Genomic DNA, 18,465 nt, shown 5'->3' with positions numbered 1-18,465 from the left:
ACATTCCCGTGAGCCAGGTCCGCGAAATCACAGATTACCTCCGCCAAACCGTCGAACTCGGCGGTTCCGACCTCCATCTCTCGGCTTGGGCACCTCCCGCCGCGCGGGTAGGAGGCAACCTCGTGCCGCTGGAGGAATTCCTGCTCGATCCCGACACCACCCGCCGGCTGATCCTCGACACCCTGACCGAGGCCCAGCGCTCGTCGCTCGAGGCCAATCTGGAGCTCGACTATGCACTGCACCTCGAAGGCGTCGGCCGCTTTCGTGGCAATGTCCACCTCGCCCGCGGCTCGCATGAGGCGGCCTTCCGCCACATCCCGCAGCACATCCCGGAGCTCGGCGAACTCGGCCACCACGCGGTGGTCCATGACGTCTGCACGCTGCGCCGCGGATTGGTGCTCATCACCGGCATCACCGGCTCGGGCAAGTCCACCACTCTCGCCTCGATGGTCCGCCGGATTTCCGAAAACCGCTCCGGCGTGATCGTGACGATCGAGGATCCCATCGAATTCATCTTCACCCACGCGAGCTGCCTCATTAAGCAACGCGAGGTCGGCAGCGACACGCGCGGTTTTCCGATCGCGCTCCGCCAGGCACTCCGCCAGGACCCGGACGTGATCGTGGTGTCGGAGTTGCGGGATTTGGAAACCATCCGCATCGCCCTGACCGCAGCGGAAACCGGCCACCTCGTGCTGGCCACCTTGCACACCGTCGATGCCCCGCAGTCGGTGGACCGCCTCGTCGATGTCTTCCCGCCGGACCAGCAAGCGCAGGTCGTGACCCAGCTCGCCGGAACGCTGGAGGCCATCGTGTCCCAGCGCCTCATCCAGCGCGCCGATGGCCAAGGCCGCGTGCTCGCCTCGGAGGTGCTGCGCGCCAACCACGGCATCCGCGCCTGCATCCGGGAACGGAAGCTCGAGCAGCTCGTCGGCCTCATGGAAATCGGCTTCAAGGACGGCAACCGCACCATCGACCAATCGATCGGTGGCCTGCTCGACAGCGGCTACATCACTCGCGAGGAGGCGCTCTTCCACTGCCGTGAGAAGCGGACCTTCGAGACACCGCCGCCTGATCCTGCCGACGCGAAGAAACCCAAATCGATCTGGACCTGATGGACCCGCGCGTAGCTGCCATCCTGAAGTGGACGCTGTATGGCGTCCTCGCCCTCGCGACCTTCATTTACGTCTCGCGATATCAAAAGCGTGAGAAGCGCAAGGATCAGATCGTCGCCGACATGCGCGGCCTGGTCTCGGAAGCATCCTTCTACCGGGCGATGACCGAGAAGGACGCCCGCACCACCTTCCTCCGCGGGATTGCGCTCCTCCACGATGCCAAGCAACTGGGCGAGGATCCCACGGTGGTTTTCAATCGCGTCTTCGACGACAAGGAGAACAAGTCCGACAGCGACGACGAATTCGACGACTACCCGTCCCGCGAGAAGCTGGCACGTGAGACCTTCAACCGCGCCTATCAGCACGCCGGGCAGCTCGGCCTGCTCGCCGGCCCCGAGGAAGTCGCCGCCCTCCGCCAGGGCGAACTGCCGGGCACCCCGGCCCGCTCCGCCATCATCTGCGTGATCGATCCCGCCGTCGCCCCCGGCCTGGAGAAGGTGGTGCCGAATTTCGAGCTGCGGCCCTTCGACAACAAGAACGCAGCGCCGAACGACACCGACATCGCCGCCGCCCGCAATCTGGCGAGCGACTTGGCCAGTTCGCAGATCATCGACCGCGAGACCGAATCCAAGATCAACCTGCACTTCCGCCCGAAGGAGAAAGAGCCGGAGAAGGACAAGGCGGCGAAGTAAGCGGGGTCAACGCCGCCGGCGGCGCGTCGCCACCAGCAAGCCGAGGGCACCCAGCAAGGCGACGGAAGGCTCCGGCACCAGCGCGACATCCACGATCTGGATGCCGTTGAGCACCGCGAAGCGCGAGTTCAGGCCGTCGAGGTCGCTACCGGCATTCACCCCGGTGACCACGTTCGCGTAGCTGAAATTGATGCTGCCGGACGCGGTCGGCAGCACCGAAAACTTCACGTATTCGATCCCCTCCACCAGCAGGCCGTTGCCACCCAGCACGCCGTCCCACGAGGTCTGCTTCGAGACGCCGTTGATGGTGATCAGGGCGTTCTGCCCGTCGGAGTACTCGCCGAGGAAATTGTCGCCCTGCGCGTAGAGGTAGATGTCGTAGAGCTTCAGCGGATCCAGCCCGGTGATCGAGCCGTTCTTCGTGATCACCTGCGTGTTCGTCGGCGACGAGAGGTGCACGTAGTCCGACATCAGGTCCTGATAGGTCAGCGCCGCACCGCCATTCTCCTGCTGCCCGGGGAAGCTCGAGTAGCTGCCATTGATCTCGAGACTGAAGCCGACACCGTCCACCACCTCACCGCTGGAATTGGTCAGGACGGAAGACGAAATCGTGGTGTTGCCACTGCCGTAAAGCTGGTTCCAGATCGCGGCACTGCCGGAGGGATCGGGCGCGGCGGCGAGCCCCTGATAGATGGGGGACGTACCGTCCTTGTCGAAATCGATATTGATAACCTGGGCCGCAAGGGGCCCGGCGAACGCTGCAAGCAGCGCCGTGAGACTAGGGGTGATTCTCATGGCCGGTTGAGGGGGTGAACAGACGGCGAACAGCAGATCTCTAGCCAATTCAAGCCGTTAGGTCAATCCAACCTTTTATTTAAGGGCCCCGTGCATTCCGCCTGCCAGTCCAGCCAGATCAAATCGTCGTCGCCGCCGCCCACGCCTCATTGAGGCGCTTGAGTTCCTTCTGCCCGGCCTTGCCGAGCGAGCGGAATTCGCGGACCTGGAGATCGTGGAGGCCCTTGAAGACGGCATCAGGCGCAGCCTTGCCATCCTTCGACCTGGTCACGGCGATGTCCTTCGGAATGTCGCGCTGCAAGCGGGCGAACCACTCGGCGCGATCCTTTGCATCGGGCAAGCCGCCAGCCACCGCCGAAAGCTCGCCAAGCCATTCCGGTGCCGCCTTGCCCCGCCGCTTCCCATCCAGCTTGAGCAGGTCGGCCAAGCGCTTCTCCAACCGCTGCTGCGCGGCCCGCGGGCCATCCACCGCGACCTCGAATTTCAGCTCCAGCTCACGCACGGGCGCACCATACGGCATCTTCAGCGCCTCGCGGCGTGCGATCTCCTGCTTCAGCATCCCGTAGGCGGCAGCGCGAAGGGACTTGTCCGCCAGCGCAGGCGAGTATGCCGCCGCGGCGATAAAGGGGGCCACAACATTGGCCACCAGCGTCGAGTCCTTCTTCGGATTGGCCCCGCCTTTGACCGGCTTGAGGTCGTTGAAATCGGTACTGGCGGACAACTCCGCATGATCCTCCGCCGCCTTCGTGGGATCGAGCAGCAGCGTGTCAAAGCGCACAAGCAAGGCATTGGTCGCCGCCAGATCGCCACGCGACCAGTCCGCGAGTTGGTACCATGCTTCCAGTAGATACGGGTTGAGCGCCGTCGCCTCCTCCGCCAGGCGCACCGCGGTGGCCGGATCCTTCTCCCGCAACCGTCGCGCGGAAAAGAGCGCGACGCGCGCGTCCTGCCAGCGGCCGAGTCCCGCATTCATCGCCAGATTGAGCGCCACGTGCCACTCGACGCCGACCTTCACGCCAGAGGCTTCGCTGCCGCTGACCCGCTGGCCTTGCGGTGCCGGCAGCAGCCACTGCGCGGTCGAGCGATCAGGGCCGGTAATGCTTTGCTCGAGCTTCGCGAACCACAGGCCCGCGGAGTCGCGATTGTAGGAAAGCATCGCGCGATGGCCGGGCTGATACATGCCGACCGCCGGCTTGCCGAGGGCCGTGCAGGAAAACTGGCCGAGCGTGGAAAGCCGGCCGCAGACACCGCCGTCCTCGGCGATGCGCGGGACCGAGTTGGGGTGAAACGCGCTCACCTTCCAGCGCACCGCGGGCACGCGATCGTAGTCCCACGAGTAGCGCGAATAGGTCTTCCAGCGCGAGCCATCGGCATACGGAGTCTCCCCGCGGAAGTGATCCCACAGATAGTCCGCCTCGCTCCGCGGCAAGGTCTGTCGCAACGGTGCAAGCAGCGGCCACGGCGTCTGATCGATGGCATACAGCGGCCACTGCGGCCCGCTGCTGAAAGGTTCGAGCTTCGTCTCGTAGCGCTCGATCAACAGCTTCAGCGAATCCGCCAGCTCCATGTTTTCCCGGCGCGGATAGGTGCCCGTGGCATGAGCCAGGTCCTCCCAAAATGCCCCTGCCTCGCGTTTGCCCGGAACTTCAACCTTGGCCTCCTTGAAAACAGCATCCCCCATCTCCCGAGCCTGCAGCACGGAAAGCCCGGCCGTCTTCAAGTGCGCGGCCACCGCCTCAACTCGTGCATCCGCCGGCTTGGCAGACGCAGGCCCTCCATCGGGCGCGCGTAATGACACCGCGAGCAGCAGCGACGCGTAGCGCTCCGACTTCTCCGGCCCAAGGGCACGGCGCATTTCATCGAGCTGCGCCACATGGTGCGCCGGCACCGGGTCCGAGCTGGTGAGCAAGCCGCTCAAGATCTCCGGGTGGCGGTCGAGCCACGTCATCAGCTCGGGCGTCGCCGCCGCCAAGACCTTCGATCGGGCATCGGCCAAGTACGCCTCGCGGAGTACTGGAGAAAAGACCGGTGGGGTCTCTGCTGCCACGGTCGCGACCAGGGCGAAGGGAATGAGCCATCGGTGCGGGATCATGATTGGAGGATTAGACGCAAATTTGTCCGGTGACTTCCCGAAATTTCTTCCGGGAAGTCACCGGAACCCGCCGGCACAGGGGCCGGGACCTCGTATTGTACCCAGGGAAATCGTCAGTGCAGGCGGCAGCGCTCAGGGCACGGTCACCTTCAAGCGGGCGAAGACCTTCGAGCTACCGACCGGCAGCATGAACTCGATGGACGTGTCGAGATCGGCGACCCCGAAGGTCGCATCCGCCCAGCCGCCGGGCTGGCCTTCCGCCGCCAGATTGCTGGAGGTCTGCACCACCCAGGTCGCTTGGGCGAGCGGGTCCTTCGGCCAGGTGATCTTGCTACCCACCACCTGCGGATTCGGGGTGAAGGTGGAGCCGGTCTGGCCCATCAGGTACTCGACCGCGTTCGGCACGCCGTCCTTGTCGTAGTCGCCATTCGCCCCTTCCCCACCGGCATTCGCCATGGCCCAGGTCGCATAGGTGGAGCCGGCCGCTGCCGCGGTCAGTGTGACGGCCTTCCCCGCATAGGCTGGATCATCGTAGTCGATCACGAAGTTCTGGCTGCCCACGGTGACGATCGCGCCGTCATCCAGTCCCGTAAAGGTCCCGGTGAGGCTGCCGGCGGTGTAGTCGATGAGCACGAACTTCTGGCCCGTGGTGAAGGCGGCCGGTCCGGCGTTCTCATCGATGAGGCTCAGGCTCGCGTTGCTCAGGATCGTCGCTCCGGAAGCCGTCAGCTTGCCGAAATCGAAGTTCACCGGGTCACTGAAGTAGTGGAACTCGAACACGCTGCCCGCATCGAAGAGGACGTCATTCCCGGAGCCGATCGACAGCAATGCCGTGGCGACGGAAGAGATTTCCAAGGTGGTGCCGCTCACGGTGAGATTGCTGCCCGGCGTGTTCCGCAAAGTGGCGGTATCGTTCAGCAGCACGGTCGCATTCGTCGCGGCCTGGCCCGTGATCGTGGTTGCTTGCAGCGCGCCGGTGCCTGCCACACTGACGGTGGCGGTGCCCATCGGCCCACCGCTGTCTTGGACCAGGGTGAGGGTCTCGGTCTTGATCACGCCGTCGGTCGTCGCGATCGTGCCGTTCGCCGTTTTGATGTTCGGTGCTTCGCCGATGCCGAGCTGGATAGTGGTCGCATCGAGCGTCCCGGCGCCGAAGGTGAAGTTACCGCTGGTGGCGCGGTTGAAGTTGCCGGTGCCGGTGGAGTGGCGGCCGATCACCAGCGTGCCAAGCATCGCATCCAGCGTGCTGCCGGATCCCAACACCTCGACCGCGGCGGAGCCGCCTGCATAGTCGGAATCCTTCTTGTGGCCGAGAGTCATGTTCGCCCGGCTGCTGCCGCCGGCCGTCCCGCGGATGACCAGCGACGAGTTGCTGGCATCGCAGCGGAGCGAAGTGATGCCGTTCTCGGCGCCGTTCACTCCGATGGCGATGGTATCGGCGTTGATCGTGTTCGACTCGCCAAGGGTCACCGAGGCATTGGAAGTGACTGCGGCACCACCAGGACCCCCGTTCGCAATTCCGAAAGACCCAGCGGTGATGGTGTTGGTAAGGTAGCCGGCGGTGACACTGGCGTTGCCTCCACTGGCAGTGGTCACGGCATTGAAGCTACCCGCCGGGCTGTTGAGGACGAAGGAGTCGACCATCGTCAGGCTGAGGCCGCCTTGATTGGCCAGGAAATTGCCGCCTTGGACGGTGAGAGTCTTGCCGGGGTCGGCGACCACATCCACCGAACCCGCCGGAGTCTTCGTGAACGACGACACCGTCAGGTTGAGGTCGTTGAAATCCAAGGTTCCACTGGCGAGAAGCAGGCCGGTGCCCGCAGGAATCGAAGAGCCCGAGGAATCGAGCTCCAGTCTGCCACCGCCGCTCACGCCCGTGGTGCCGGTGTAGCTATTGGCACCCGTGAGACGAAGGATCCCGGTACCGCGGTGATCGATCGAACCGGAGCCGGAGACGACGTTGGCGAAATCGAGGTCGTCGGACCGCTGAATCCCGAGCGTTCCATTGCTGGTCACCAGGCCGGTGATGGAGCCGGTGGTGCCACCGTTCCCGATCACCAGCGTGCCGGCCGCGATGGTCGTGCCACCGGTATGACCGGCCCCCGCAGCAAGCACCACGGTGCCCGGGCCGCTCTGCAGCAATGCACCCGTGCCGGTGATCTCCGGAGCGATGGTGAGCGTGCCCGTGCGGTTGAAGGCCAGCGTGCCGTTGGTGGTGATCGCAGAAGTGACACCGAGGGAGCCGCTCGCGCCGCCATTGCCCACTTGCAAGGTGCCGGCAGTGATGGTGGTGCTGCCGGTGTAGCCGCTGTCGGCAGTGAGGATGGTGGTGCCGCTGCCGAGCTGGGAAAGCGCACCGGCTCCCGAGATCACGTTGGCCACGGTGGACACGTCGGACCGGTTGAAGGCGAGCGTGCCGGCGTTGGCCACGGCCCCGCTGCCAATGCTGCCGGTGGTTCCACCCGCGCCGATCTGGAGCGTTCCATTCGAGATGATGGTATCCCCGGTATAGCTGTTGTTGTTCGCGATCGTCAGCGTGCCCGTGCCCGATTTGGTGAGCGTGGTGATCCCGCCGATCGCACCGCTGCCACTTAGGGTGTAGTTTTTCATCGAGTGATCGAAGACCACCGATCCAGGGGTCGCCACTTGACTGAGGACCACGCTGGGGGATCCGGTGGCCGCGTCGGTGAAGCTTACGTGGTCGAATTGATAGTACTTGTCCGGGCTGCCGCCATTGGTCCAGTTACTGGACGAGTTGATGTCCCAGGTGCCACCCGGAGGGCCATTCCAGACCAGCGCCGCAGCGGTGCCGGAGAAGGTCACGCTGATCGCGGAATTACTACCCGCACCGTAGTTCACCGCCGGAGCGAGGCGGGTGTCCCCCAGCCCGGCAAAGGTGACCGGAGGATTGCTGGTCAGCGCTCCCTGGTAGGTCACCAGCGTGTAGGGCGTGCCCAACGCGGGCGGCGAGGATACCTGCACCGCGATGTCGCCTGCCGCCCGGGAATAGTTGCCGCTGATGACCGGTGTGACCCCGAGGTCGAGCAGCAGGGATCCTCCGTTCTGGGTCAGCGAGGCAAGCGTATTGGTGCCTACGCCCAGGCCACCATCATTCAAGGTGACCGGGATGGCCGGATTGATGGTGCCGGTGAGCCGCAGATTGGCGGCCCCGGCCTTCGTGAACGCTAGGCCATTGCCAGCAGTGAAGCCGAGCGCACCCGCGTAGGTTCCGTTGGTGGTCTGGTTCACCGTGAGGGAGGATGAGACACCGACCCCTTGGATCGTACCCGCAGCCCCCGTGAGGTTGCCGATGGATGAGGCGGCGTTCCCGATGCTCACCGTACCGTTGGTCACCGTCAGCGCGCCGGCGGAATTGTTCCACGGGTTCGTCAACACGAGCCGCGAGGCCGAATTGACCAGCGTGATCGCGGGCGCGGCATCGAGACCGGAGGCGACGTTGTTGTTCAGGCTCCAGCCGTTGCGGATTTCATAGGAGCCCGTGCCGAGCGAGCTGCCCAGGCTGAAAATGGTGACACCGCCATTCGAGGTGCTGGCGTTGTTCAGGACCACGGTGCCGGAATAGGCGTTCGCCAGGCCGCTGGCGATGTTCACGTTGCGGCCGGCACCGCTGCCATTGTTCGTGAAATTGAAGGTCAGCGTTCCGCTGCCGTAGAGGGCGCGGTTGAAGTTGAGGTTATGGGTGAAATTGGAACCCGTCCGGTCGATGATGTTGCTGCCGCTGAAATTGAAGCGCGCGTTGACCGCCTTGGTCGTGCCATTGGTCGAGGCGAAGGTAAGGGAGCTGCCGGTGACCTGCACGGCGGTGGCCGGGTTCGTGGCGCTAGCGGAGCCCAGCTCGCCGCCGGTGAAGGCGTAGGTGTGGGTCACCGTGCCGCCGCTGCTGCCGGGGAAGGACAGCGTGCCGCTGCTGATGGCGAGATTTCCCCCGGCGAAGGTGGCCGTGGCAGCCGTTGTCAGGCTGGGTGCAGCCAGAGTCTTGCTGGTGACGCTGTAGTCGTTCTCCGGGGCGGGTGCCAGTCCGTTGCTCCAAATAAGGGGATCGGTCCACGTCCCCCCGCTGGCACCGGTCATGGTCACGGAGTCGGCGAGCGCGGGCAACGCCGAGAGGGAAACGGCCCCGAAAAGCACATAGGCCGGGGCGAGAAAAACAGAGGTCTTCATGGAGATTTTTTAGGTCGAGGTCATGTCCACGAAAACCGGCGGGATCCGGCCTCCGGATGGACATTTGACGCAGGATGTCAGACAAATCCTGACCTTGAAGGACAGGCGCGACTGAAAATCTGCCAATTTCACCTTTGCAGATCATGGCCGGCGCTGTAGCCGGTCGGAACATGGCAAGGATCGAGCGCAGGACCACCGCCGAGATCGCAGCGGACGCGATCAAGTCGGAACTCGCCGCCGGACGCTGGACGGGACGCCTCCCCGGCTCGCGCCTGCTGGCAGCGGAAACCGGTGTCAGCCAGCCGACTGTGGCAGCCGCCCTCGCCCTGCTCGTCGAGCAGGGCTGGCTCGAGTCGGGAGGCGACCGGCGCGCCTTTCGCGTGATTCCCCGCGCCGCGGTGGCCCCGCAAGCTCCTGCCCGGATACTCCGCCGGGCGGTCGTCGCGACCCATGCGGATCTGGGAGATCTGCCTCACACGGCCCGGCGCGTGATCGAAGTCACCCGCGAAAAACTCGGTCGCCGCGGCTGGGCGGTGGAAATCGTGACCTTCGATTTCCTCCACGCCAAGCGGCCGCACCGGTCGTGGGATCATTTGCTGCCGATCGATCCCGACGTGCCGGTGATCGCGGTCTTTGGCCGCCCGCCGATCGGCGAATGGGCCATGAAGAACCGAGTGAGGATGATCTTTCTCGGTGGACTCGTTGGCGAATGGAAGATCCCCATCGTGGCGGTGAAATCATCCCTCCTCGCCGCCGAAGCGATGGAGCGACTGACCCGCCAGGGCCACCGCCAGATCGTGCTGCCGCTCTGCGATCGACCTCACGGTTTTTCTGCCAGTATCAAGGAGGCCGTGAAAGCGGGTCTCGAGCGTGTCGGCGTCAGCTACGTGGAATCCTATCACACGCCGGAGAGTCCCTACCAACGGCCGGAAGTCGTGTGGAACATGGTGGAGGCGGCCATGGACCGGGCCGTGCCCACCGCTCTGATCCTGCTGGATTGGAAGGAACTCGTCACCGTGAGCTGCCTTCTAACAAAGCGCGGGCTGCGGGTGCCGGACGATGTCTCGCTGATCCTCCTCAACGAGCAAATGGAAGCGGATTGGTATGTCCCGCACCTCGCATGCTTTCGCTTTCCCGTGATGCGCCTGGCCAACCTGCTCACGCGATGGGTGGAGGGACAGCCGCTGGATCAGAGCAAGCTCCCTCTTTCCGCGGACTTCGAAGCAGGCGAATCCATCGCGGCACCGCAGGGATGGCCTGCTTGAGTTAGCGGTTGCTCTTGTCGATGTAGGCCCGGGATTCCGACGGGATGTAGATCACCTTGATGCCCCCGCCGTTTCGCTGGCGCTTTTCGTAGGTCAGATAAGCCTCCACGTCCTTGAGCATGACCGCGCCAAAATAGTCGGAGGGCGGATGCACCTGAATCGAGCCGCTTCCCGGCGACAACGGCCAGCCCTTCTCCTCGGCAAACTTCTGGAACTCCGCTTCGCTCACGAGGTAGGTCAGCGAAACCGCGCCACTGATATTGCGGGCTTCGAAGACCTCGATCGAAGTCGCCGACGCGGGAGCCAGGCCGTGCTGCCGCACGTCCTTGGCATAATACGGATGGTTTCCAAACATCCCGTAACCCAGAATGCCGATGGCCAGCGCGACTAACAAAACGGCGACGCCACACCCGATGGCGGTAGCTTTACGGGACTTCATCATGCGCCTTGTCTCAAGCCACCGACGCCTTCACCAGGGCCGGCTTGGCCGCAGGGATCGGAAGATCCTCGGGCTGCAAGTCGAGTCCGCGGGATGGAGCGGCCTTCTCGATCTCGTCCATGATATCGAGCTCCGGCCGGAAGTCCGCGGCGTGATACGAGCTGCGCACCAGCGGGCCGCTGGCCACATGACGGAAGCCCTTCGCGATCGCGATCTGCTTCAGCTCATCGAAGGCGACAGGCTCGATGTATTCCACCACCGGCAAGTGCCGCGGCGTGGGACGCAGGTACTGGCCCATGGTCAGCACGGTCACATCGGCCTCTAACAAATCATCCATTGCCCGCAGGATCTCGTCCCGGGTTTCGCCGAGACCGAGCATGATGCCGCTCTTGGTGGCGACCTTGCCATTCACCATCGCCTTCGCCTTTTTCAGCACCGCAAGGCTGCGGTGATACTTGGCACGGGAGCGAACCAGCGGGGTCAGTCGCTCGACCGTCTCAAGGTTGTGGTTGAAGATGTGCGGGCGGGCATCCATCACCATCTGGAGCGCCCAGTCGCGGTCATTGAAATCGGGCACCAGCACCTCGATGACGAGGCCGGGATTCATCGCGCGGACTGCCTCGATGGTCTGTTGGAAATGCTCGGCACCTCCGTCCTTGAGATCGTCGCGGGCCACCGCGGTGATCACCACGTGGCGGAGCTTCATGCGGCGGGTCGCCTCGGCCACGCGGTAGGGCTCGTCGGCTTCCAACGCATCGGGCTTGGCGGTTTTCACCGCGCAGAAGCCGCAGGCGCGGGTGCACTTCTCACCGGCGATCATGAAGGTCGCGGTGCCCTGGCCCCAGCATTCCCAGCGGTTCGGGCACTGGGCTTCCTCGCAGACGGTGACCAGCTTGAGGTCGGTGATCAGCGACTTGGTCGACCAGAAGACCGGGTTGTTCGGCAAGCGCACCTTTATCCAGGACGGTTTCTTGTCCTGGTGCAGGGCGGGATCCATCTTCATCTGGGGTCCGTGGCAGCCGCTCATGTCGGGCGGACGCTAGGACGCCCTTTCCGCGGGGGAAAGGGGAATTTCTCGCCCCGTCCGGGCCGGCGGCGCGCCCAGCGGCGACTTCCGGAAGGTCTCCGCCCCGGCAGCAAAGAAGCCACGGGACTTTCCTCCATGGAGCAGGCCGGGGTGATCATGCTCGGTTTCGAGCAAAATCAGCCGCTTTCCCGAGATTCGGGCGTCTTCGATGCGGCGGCGCATCAGATCGCTGGCGACTATGCCATGGCACTCGCCCAAAATGCCGCCCGGCGTCCGCCACGGCAGCCCCCTCATGCAGGAAGAATGGCGGATGCTGTGGACGACGATGGTGTGGATCGCCGGGTCATCCAGCCAGTGGTCGAAGGGCGTTTCGTTTGCCACGCCACCATCGAGAAAGTCCTCGCCGCCAATGCGCTGGGGCATGAACAGGACCGGCATCGCCGAGCTGGCGATGATGAAGTCATTCAGCGGACCGGAGCTGCGGATTTCGCCAAGCTTGCGTGTAAGATTGGCCACCGCGATCTCAAGCCGCGGACTCTGCAAGTCCTCGATCTGCCGGTCGCCGATCACCCGGCGGAGATAACGGCGCATCCGCACCCCGGACAGCAGCCCCGCCCCGGCCAGGCCGGTCAGAATACCCGGCCAGCGGTAAAAGGCGCCGAGGTCGAAGAAGGCGCGGCGGAAATGGAAGTCGTAGATCACCTTTTCCAGCGCCTCGTCGCGCAAGCCGGCCGCCCACAGTCCACCGGCGATCGCACCGGCCGAAGCACCCGCGATCCGGCCGGGCCGCAAGCCGGCCTCCTCCATCGCATTCAGCAGGCCGAGGTGGGCGTAGTAGCCGAAGAACGACGAAGACAGGCAGACGGCCAGTCCCGGATCGTGGCCGGGTCCGGGTGCCATGCCGCTCATGCTTCCGCTTGGGTGGTTTCCTCGATTTCCTTCATCGATGTCCGGTCGGACGGCCGCAAGAATAACAGACCGCCGGCAAATGCCCAGAACAGCGTTCCGGCCGCAAAACCCACCAGCGACCCGAGCACCGAGATCCCCGGCTCGAGTCCGACCAGATCATTCATCAGCGTCTTCAGCGCGATCTCGCGCACGCCGATGCCCGAGATCGAAACCGGCATCGCGCTCGCCGCATCCACCACCGGCATCGCCGCAAACACCGGCAGGAAGCCCGTGTCACTGCCGACAAAACGCACGCCACACCAGAAGGTCGCGTAGTAGAGCGGCAGCATCACCACGCTGGCGGCTAGCGCGGGCAGCACCAGCTTCCACTTCTTACGAAAGACATCGTAGATCTCCGGCACCCGCCTCATCCGTGCGATCCGGGGATTGCTGACCCGCTTCTGAATCCGGTCATTCACCCACGGGCTCGCCATCACGAACATCAGGCCGACCACGGCCAGCCCCCCGGAGAAATAGATCCAGCCGAACTTGATCGCCGTCTTTCCCAGCTCGCTCTGCGACTCCACCGCTTGGAAGCGGCCCGCAGTGACGGCGAAGAAAGTCAGCGACATCGCCACCAGGCCGACGAGGTGATCGACCAGCACCGACATGGTCACGGCTAGCTTGTGCTCCCGGTGATCGCGAATCAGCAGGAAGATCTTCGCCGCGTCCCCGGTCACGCTGCTCACGCCCATCAAATTGAAAAGTCCGCCGATCAAGGTGAGCTGGGTCGCCCGCCCCAAGCCGACCGGGATGCCCTGCGCGAGCAGCAGCAGCCACCAGCGGAAGGCAGACAGGAATACCGTGAGGCCGCCGAGTGCGACCGCGGCAAGCGCCCACCCCCACTCCGGATCCTTCGGCCAAAAGGAAGCCGATTCCTCCAAACGCTGGCCCGACAAGGCCCACCACAAGCACGCGGCGGTGAAAGCCAGCTTCGCCAGAAAGAGCAGCCACTTCTTCATCGCGGGCCCTTTCCCCCTGAAGCTGACAGGTTCCGGCTCAACCCTTCTCCTCGATTGCCTTCGCGATGGTCTCCACGCTTTGCAGGACGCCTTTCGCCTTCTCGGCGTCGGCGATCTTCAGGCCGAAATGCTTTTCAACGGCCACGACGAGTTGGAGCGCATCCACCGAATCCAACCCCAGGCCACCAGCACCGAAGATCGCGGTTTCGTCGGCAATCTCCCCCGCGTCGAAGTCGAGCATCAATTCCTCGACCATCACTTCCTTGATTTTTTGCCGGAGTTCCGCGCCTTGAGCCATGAGTCTTAACTTGTTAGAAAATGCCGCCGTCGATTTTCAGGGCGGACCCTGTGACGTAGCCAGCATCGTGGCAAGCGAGAAACAGCACCGCGGATGCCACCTCGGCAGGCGTTCCGAAACGACGCATTGGGATGCCCGCTTTCGCGCGTTTTGCCCCCTCCTCGTCCATGTGGGCCAACGCCTCGGTGGCAATGTAGCCGGGCAAGATCGCATTCACCGTGATGCCCGCACGTGCAACCTCCTTCGCCAACGTCTGCGTGAGCGCCACCACCCCCGCCTTCGCCGCGGCGTAGTTCGTCTGCCCGAGCGGCGGCAGGATCGCGCTGAGCGAGGAGATATTGATGATGCGCCCGAAGCGCTGCGCCATCATCGGCCGGACCACCGCGCGGCATCCCAAGAACACCGCATCCAGATTCGCCGAGATCACCGAAGTCCACGCCTCATCCGGCATCGCGGCGAGCAAATGGTCGCGGTGAAGCCCCGCATTATTGACCAGCACATCGAGCCGGCCGTCGGTTTCCATGATGCTCGCGACAGCGCTTTCCCAGCTCTCCTTGGAAGTCACCTCAAGATCGATGCATGCACAACGCCCGGAGAACTCCGCGGCAAGCGCCTCCGCATTCGAACGATTGCTACGAACCCCGAGCCAAACCTTGGCCTCCGGATCCTTCTCCAGGAAGTAGCGCCCAATGCCCGAGCCAAGCCCGCCATTGCCGCCGGTGATGAGAATGCTGCGCACGGGACGAGCTTCGCGGGACACGGAAACACGGGCAATCCGATATAACGGTCACACCCGATAAAAGCCGAAGGCCCTCGGACTGCTGCGGTCATCCGCAGCTTTCGAATGCAAGGCCCGGCCCGTTCCTCTCGGGCGCTGCAGCGATCCCGGAAGCCCGCTTCCATCCACCGAGGCAGCCCGCCTCACCCTCCACTCGAAAGCTGCGAAAAAATCGCAGCAGTCCAAAAGCGGCTGCGCCGCGATCATTGCTTCATCCGACCTCTTGGGTGCTCGCAACCAACCTGGCTGCCACTAACTCTGGAGCATCGTCATTCTCGACCACCGTCACGTCCTCCCCCAACTCCAACGTGCTGAGCTGCGAATCCAACAAGCTCGCCGGCATGAAGTGTTCACGGGTGGACAGTCGCTCTTCCAACTCCGTGCGATCCGCCGTCAGAACAAAGAACCGGACCGGCCCGGCGAGTTCCCGCAACCGGTCGCGATACACCTTCTTCAATGCCGAGCAAGCGAGCACGATGGAGTCACGCCCCGCCAAATAAACACCCAGCGCCTCCAACCACCCCGCACGATCCGCATCATCGAGTGCGATCCCGTCGCTCATCTTCGAGATGTTCTCCGGCGGATGGAACCCATCCGCATCGGCGAACTCGCAGCCGAGCTTCTCCGCCACCAGCTCGCCGATGGTGGTCTTGCCGCTGCCGCTGACGCCGCCGATGACGATTCGCATGTTAGTGTTTAGAGCTCAATGATCACCTTGATCGCTCCGAGCTTGGTATCCGTGAAGCGCGAAAATCCGCCCGGTACGTCATCGAAGGCGAGGCGATGGGTGATCCAAGCATCGGTATCGATCTTCCCCTCCCCGATCAACGCAATGATTTCGCCGAAGTCCTTCGGCAGGGCATTCCGCGAGGCGAGCAGCGTGAGCTCCCGGCGATGGAAGACGGGAGCATGCGGGAACGCGACCTCCTGCGTCGTGATGCCGACATAGACCACGCGACCGGTGAAGGCGGCGTACTGGAAGCAGTTCGACATCGATACCGCCGAGCCGGTGGCATCGATGATCACATCGGCGAGCTGGCCGCCGGTGATCGCCTCGAGTTCGGCGAGTTCCGAGCCGTCGCCCTTGAATACGATGCCATGCTGGATACCGAGCCGGTCGCGACAGAAGTCGATGCGCCCGGGCACCATGTCCATGATCACGACCCGCAGGTCCATCAGCTTGAGAAACTCCAGGCAGGCGAGGCCGATCGGCCCGGCACCGATCACCAGCACCGTTTCACCCGGCTGGGGATTGCCGCGCTGCACGGCGTGATAGCCGATTGCCAACGTCTCCACGAGCGCGAGCTGGTCGTAGGAAAGTTGGTTTCCCGCATGCAGCTTGCGTGCCGGAACGATCCACGAGTCGCGCAGGCCACCATCCTGATGCACCCCTAACACCTGCACGCCGGGACAACAATTGGAAGCGCCCTTCTGACTGGTCGGCGTGGTGGGATCATTGACGTAAGGCTCCAGCGAGCACCTGTCGCCGACCTTCACATTCGTCACGCCTTCACCGGTAGCGAGCACCTCCAGGCCAAGCTCATGACCGGGAATGCGCGGGTAGGAAAAGAACGGCATCTTTCCGAGGTAGCCGGAGAGATCCGTGCCACAGATGCCCATGCGGTGGGTGCGGACAAGCGCCTCGCCCGGCCCCGGCGCCGGTGGCTCGGGAAGTTCGATGACGTTGATCTCCTCGGGGCGGGTGAACTGGATGGCTTTCATGAACGAAGGGCGATCATCGATTCAAGGGTCTGGCTGGCGGCGGTGTCCGCATCAGGCAGCGGGAAGATTTCCGCAGAGATGTAGCCGGAGTACGAGATCTCTCGTAGCGCGGCCATGATCGGCACCGGGTCGGTGTGGCCGAAGCCCATCGCCTGCCGGTTCGAGTCCGCCCAGTGGACATGCCCGAGCCGCGGGGCCGCCTCGCGCAAGGCCTCGGCGATATCTCGCTCCTCAATGCTCATGTGAAACAGGTCGGCCAGCAGCACGACATTGGCAACCTCGCGCCGGTCGAGGAACTCCGCGGCGGCGGCAAGGTGGTTGAAGAGGTTCGTCTCGTAGCGGTTGAGCGGCTCGTAGATGAAGGGCACGCCACAGGCGGCGGCGGCTTCACCGGCGATACGGAGCGAGCCCGCCAACAAATCCAGCGCCTTTTCCCGCGGGACATCAGCACTCCATTTCCCCTGCATCGAGCCGAGGATCGCGGGCGCACCGAGTCTGCCGCCGAAGCCGATCATGCGCAGAAGGAAATCCAGCGCCGCCTTGCGCTTCTCCGGCGACGCATCGGTGAGGGACAGCCCGTGCTTCACCATGCCCGCACCGGTACCGACGGCAGCGATGGCCAAACCGTGCTGTTGCTGGAGAGCATGAATCTCGTCCGCAGGCACAGCGTCCGGCCCTTCCAGGAAAAGCTCCACGGCATCGAAACCGTGCCCGGCCGCTTTGGCAAAGCCCTCCGGCAGCGGGTCGTGAAAAACAAAGGGACCGGCGGCCGACTCCGGCACGCGGCACAAGGTAACAGCCGTCTTCATCAAGCGGATTCGAGGATGATGTTGCCGTACGGTGTCGGGTCGCCGGTGCGAATCAGGCCGATCGCGTGCGGCACCCGCTTCTTGAAATCCACATGCGGCTCGCGGGTGAGCGGGAGGTCGCCGAAGGACTTGGCGAAACGGTCAACGCAATCCTCCCGATTGCTCGCGAGGAACTCCTCCGCCTGCCAAATGCGGCCGATCTTGAAGACCGGCGTGAGCAGGTCCAGCACGTCGAGCACGGTCGGAATCCCGTGCGTGAGCGAAATATCCACCGTTTCGATCTGCGGCCAGAAAGGAAATGCCCAGTCCGCGATGACCAGGGTATTTGTATGACGAATCCGCGCGATCAGTTGCAGGATATGGGGATTAAGGATGCCGCTCTGAAGCATGCGGGTGATCATGCATGGCCAGCGGAGCGCGTCATCCCGGAAAGCGTCCTTGTTTCCACTGGAAGCACCGGCGGCGACCGTTCTAGCGTCCTGACGTGCAACGACGAAGCGCCCAGATCGCCGGAGAACTCGAGCAGGAAATCCTCGCCGGCAAGCTGCCTCCCGGCGAGCGCCTGCCCTCCGAGGAGAAGTTCTGCGAGCGCTTCAAGGTCAGCCGCACGGTCATCCGCGAGGCCATCCAACAGCTCCGCGGCCGCGGCCTGCTGCGCACCCTGAAAGGCAGCGGCACCTACATCGCCGACCCGAGCCTGGAGTCGCTCGGCAGCGCGGTGGAGAGCTACTCGGTGCTCGCCGAGGAAAGCGATTTCCTCGAGCTGATCGACTTCCGCATCCTGATCGAGACCGAGTGCGCGCGGCTCGCCGCAAAGAACGCCGGCGAGCAAGTGATCCGCGAGCTCAAGCGCATCGTTGAAACGATGGACAAGGCGCGCGGCACCAAGGACAAGTTCAGCAAGGCGGACATCGCCTTCCACCTCGCCATCGCCCGCGGCTCGGGCAACAGGATCTACTCCATCCTGTTAGGCGCGCTGGAGAAGCGCTGCATCGCCTATGCCCAGGCAAACCGCGGCGACGGCGATTGGTCCACGCCCGTCATCTCCGGTCACAATGAGATCCTCGAGGCGATCGAGGCCGGCCTGCCCGACAAGGCGGGCGACGCGATGCGGAAGCACCTGCTCTCCTCGCGCCGCCACTTCGTCGATCTCTCAACGTGAGAAGCCGTCAGGCCCCACCCACTGGGAACGCGGGATTTATCCCAATGCCTTTAAGGACCTGTTAGATCGAGGGTGATCTTCTTCACCAGCGGGATAGAGGTCGGCTGGCGGATCTTCTTCCAGTTCTTCGTCGGCTGGCGCAGCCCGCGATCGCAGCTGCGGGGCTTGCGGTCCGGTATCAG

Annotated in this window: 17 protein-coding genes; 4 read left to right on the top strand and 13 right to left on the bottom strand. The window is 64.1% G+C overall.

Annotation, left to right across the window (positions count from 1 at the left end; all coding sequences use genetic code 11):
• Positions 1-8 precede the first annotated feature (8 nt).
• Together OKA05_RS27495 and OKA05_RS27490 are read left to right on the top strand one after the other, a co-directional pair.
• The gene (locus tag OKA05_RS27495; RefSeq protein WP_264490433.1) at positions 9-1,112 is read left to right on the top strand and encodes a type IV pilus twitching motility protein PilT; all 1,104 of its coding nucleotides are present in this window, start codon (positions 9-11) and stop codon (positions 1,110-1,112) included.
• Complete coding sequence (locus OKA05_RS27490; protein ID WP_264490432.1) at positions 1,112-1,804, top strand: hypothetical protein; 693 nt, start codon at positions 1,112-1,114, stop codon at positions 1,802-1,804. The genes OKA05_RS27495 and OKA05_RS27490 overlap by 1 nt, the downstream gene beginning before the upstream one ends.
• Before the next feature lie 6 nt (positions 1,805-1,810).
• Here the strand turns inward: OKA05_RS27490 and OKA05_RS27485 are convergent, their stop codons facing one another.
• The 3 genes from OKA05_RS27485 to OKA05_RS27475 all read right to left on the bottom strand — a co-directional run bounded on the left by OKA05_RS27485 (position 1,811) and on the right by OKA05_RS27475 (position 8,873).
• Positions 1,811-2,599: a hypothetical protein gene (locus OKA05_RS27485; protein ID WP_264490431.1), complete on the bottom strand. Its 789-nt coding sequence runs from the start codon at positions 2,597-2,599 to the stop codon at positions 1,811-1,813.
• Between the two features lie 118 nt (positions 2,600-2,717).
• A complete protein-coding gene (locus OKA05_RS27480; protein WP_264490430.1) occupies positions 2,718-4,691 on the bottom strand; it encodes a hypothetical protein in 1,974 nt (657 codons plus the stop codon).
• Positions 4,692-4,823: 132 nt separating this feature from the next.
• Positions 4,824-8,873: a beta strand repeat-containing protein gene (locus OKA05_RS27475; RefSeq protein WP_264490429.1), complete on the bottom strand. Its 4,050-nt coding sequence runs from the start codon at positions 8,871-8,873 to the stop codon at positions 4,824-4,826.
• A 143-nt stretch (positions 8,874-9,016) separates the two neighbouring features.
• On the opposite strand from OKA05_RS27475, the gene OKA05_RS27470 reads away from it, so the two are divergent.
• Positions 9,017-10,138, top strand: a complete 1,122-nt coding sequence (locus OKA05_RS27470; protein ID WP_264490428.1) for a substrate-binding domain-containing protein — start codon at positions 9,017-9,019, stop codon at positions 10,136-10,138.
• A 1-nt stretch (position 10,139) separates the two neighbouring features.
• Here the strand turns inward: OKA05_RS27470 and OKA05_RS27465 are convergent, their stop codons facing one another.
• From OKA05_RS27465 to OKA05_RS27420, 10 genes are all read right to left on the bottom strand, one after another.
• Positions 10,140-10,577, bottom strand: a complete 438-nt coding sequence (locus tag OKA05_RS27465; protein ID WP_264490427.1) for a hypothetical protein — start codon at positions 10,575-10,577, stop codon at positions 10,140-10,142.
• Positions 10,578-10,590: 13 nt separating this feature from the next.
• On the bottom strand, positions 10,591-11,604 hold the full coding sequence (lipA, locus tag OKA05_RS27460) for a lipoyl synthase (protein WP_264490426.1): 1,014 nt from the start codon (positions 11,602-11,604) through the stop codon (positions 10,591-10,593).
• Between the two features lie 12 nt (positions 11,605-11,616).
• Entirely contained in the window at positions 11,617-12,504 is an 888-nt protein-coding gene (locus OKA05_RS27455; protein ID WP_264490425.1) for a patatin-like phospholipase family protein, read from the bottom strand.
• Positions 12,505-12,509: 5 nt separating this feature from the next.
• A complete protein-coding gene (locus OKA05_RS27450; RefSeq protein ID WP_264490424.1) occupies positions 12,510-13,514 on the bottom strand; it encodes a lysylphosphatidylglycerol synthase transmembrane domain-containing protein in 1,005 nt (334 codons plus the stop codon).
• 37 nt (positions 13,515-13,551) lie between these two features.
• Positions 13,552-13,812, bottom strand: a complete 261-nt coding sequence (locus OKA05_RS27445) for an acyl carrier protein (protein WP_264490423.1) — start codon at positions 13,810-13,812, stop codon at positions 13,552-13,554.
• Between the two features lie 13 nt (positions 13,813-13,825).
• Positions 13,826-14,572 carry an SDR family oxidoreductase gene (locus OKA05_RS27440; RefSeq protein ID WP_264490422.1) on the bottom strand — a complete coding sequence of 249 codons (747 nt, stop codon included), beginning with the start codon at positions 14,570-14,572 and terminating at the stop codon, positions 13,826-13,828.
• Between the two features lie 229 nt (positions 14,573-14,801).
• Entirely contained in the window at positions 14,802-15,278 is a 477-nt protein-coding gene (locus OKA05_RS27435) for a gluconokinase (protein ID WP_264490421.1), read from the bottom strand.
• Positions 15,279-15,286: 8 nt separating this feature from the next.
• Positions 15,287-16,312 (bottom strand): zinc-binding alcohol dehydrogenase family protein, encoded by a 1,026-nt coding sequence (locus OKA05_RS27430; protein ID WP_264490420.1) that lies wholly within the window; start codon positions 16,310-16,312, stop codon positions 15,287-15,289.
• Positions 16,309-17,121, bottom strand: a complete 813-nt coding sequence (locus OKA05_RS27425) for a sugar phosphate isomerase/epimerase family protein (protein WP_264490419.1) — start codon at positions 17,119-17,121, stop codon at positions 16,309-16,311. The genes OKA05_RS27430 and OKA05_RS27425 overlap by 4 nt, the downstream gene beginning before the upstream one ends.
• Complete coding sequence (locus OKA05_RS27420) at positions 17,121-17,522, bottom strand: RbsD/FucU domain-containing protein (protein WP_264490418.1); 402 nt, start codon at positions 17,520-17,522, stop codon at positions 17,121-17,123. The genes OKA05_RS27425 and OKA05_RS27420 overlap by 1 nt, the downstream gene beginning before the upstream one ends.
• Positions 17,523-17,605: 83 nt before the next feature.
• Here OKA05_RS27420 and OKA05_RS27415 point away from each other — a divergent pair, with 83 nt between their 5' ends.
• On the top strand, positions 17,606-18,283 hold the full coding sequence (locus OKA05_RS27415; protein ID WP_264490417.1) for a FadR/GntR family transcriptional regulator: 678 nt from the start codon (positions 17,606-17,608) through the stop codon (positions 18,281-18,283).
• The last annotated feature ends 182 nt before the right edge of the window (positions 18,284-18,465 follow it).

Source organism: Luteolibacter arcticus (assembly GCF_025950235.1).
Lineage (GTDB): Bacteria > Verrucomicrobiota > Verrucomicrobiia > Verrucomicrobiales > Akkermansiaceae > Haloferula > Haloferula arctica.
Note: the sequence above shows the minus strand (reverse complement) of the source record. Positions and strands in the feature narration are given on the sequence as shown.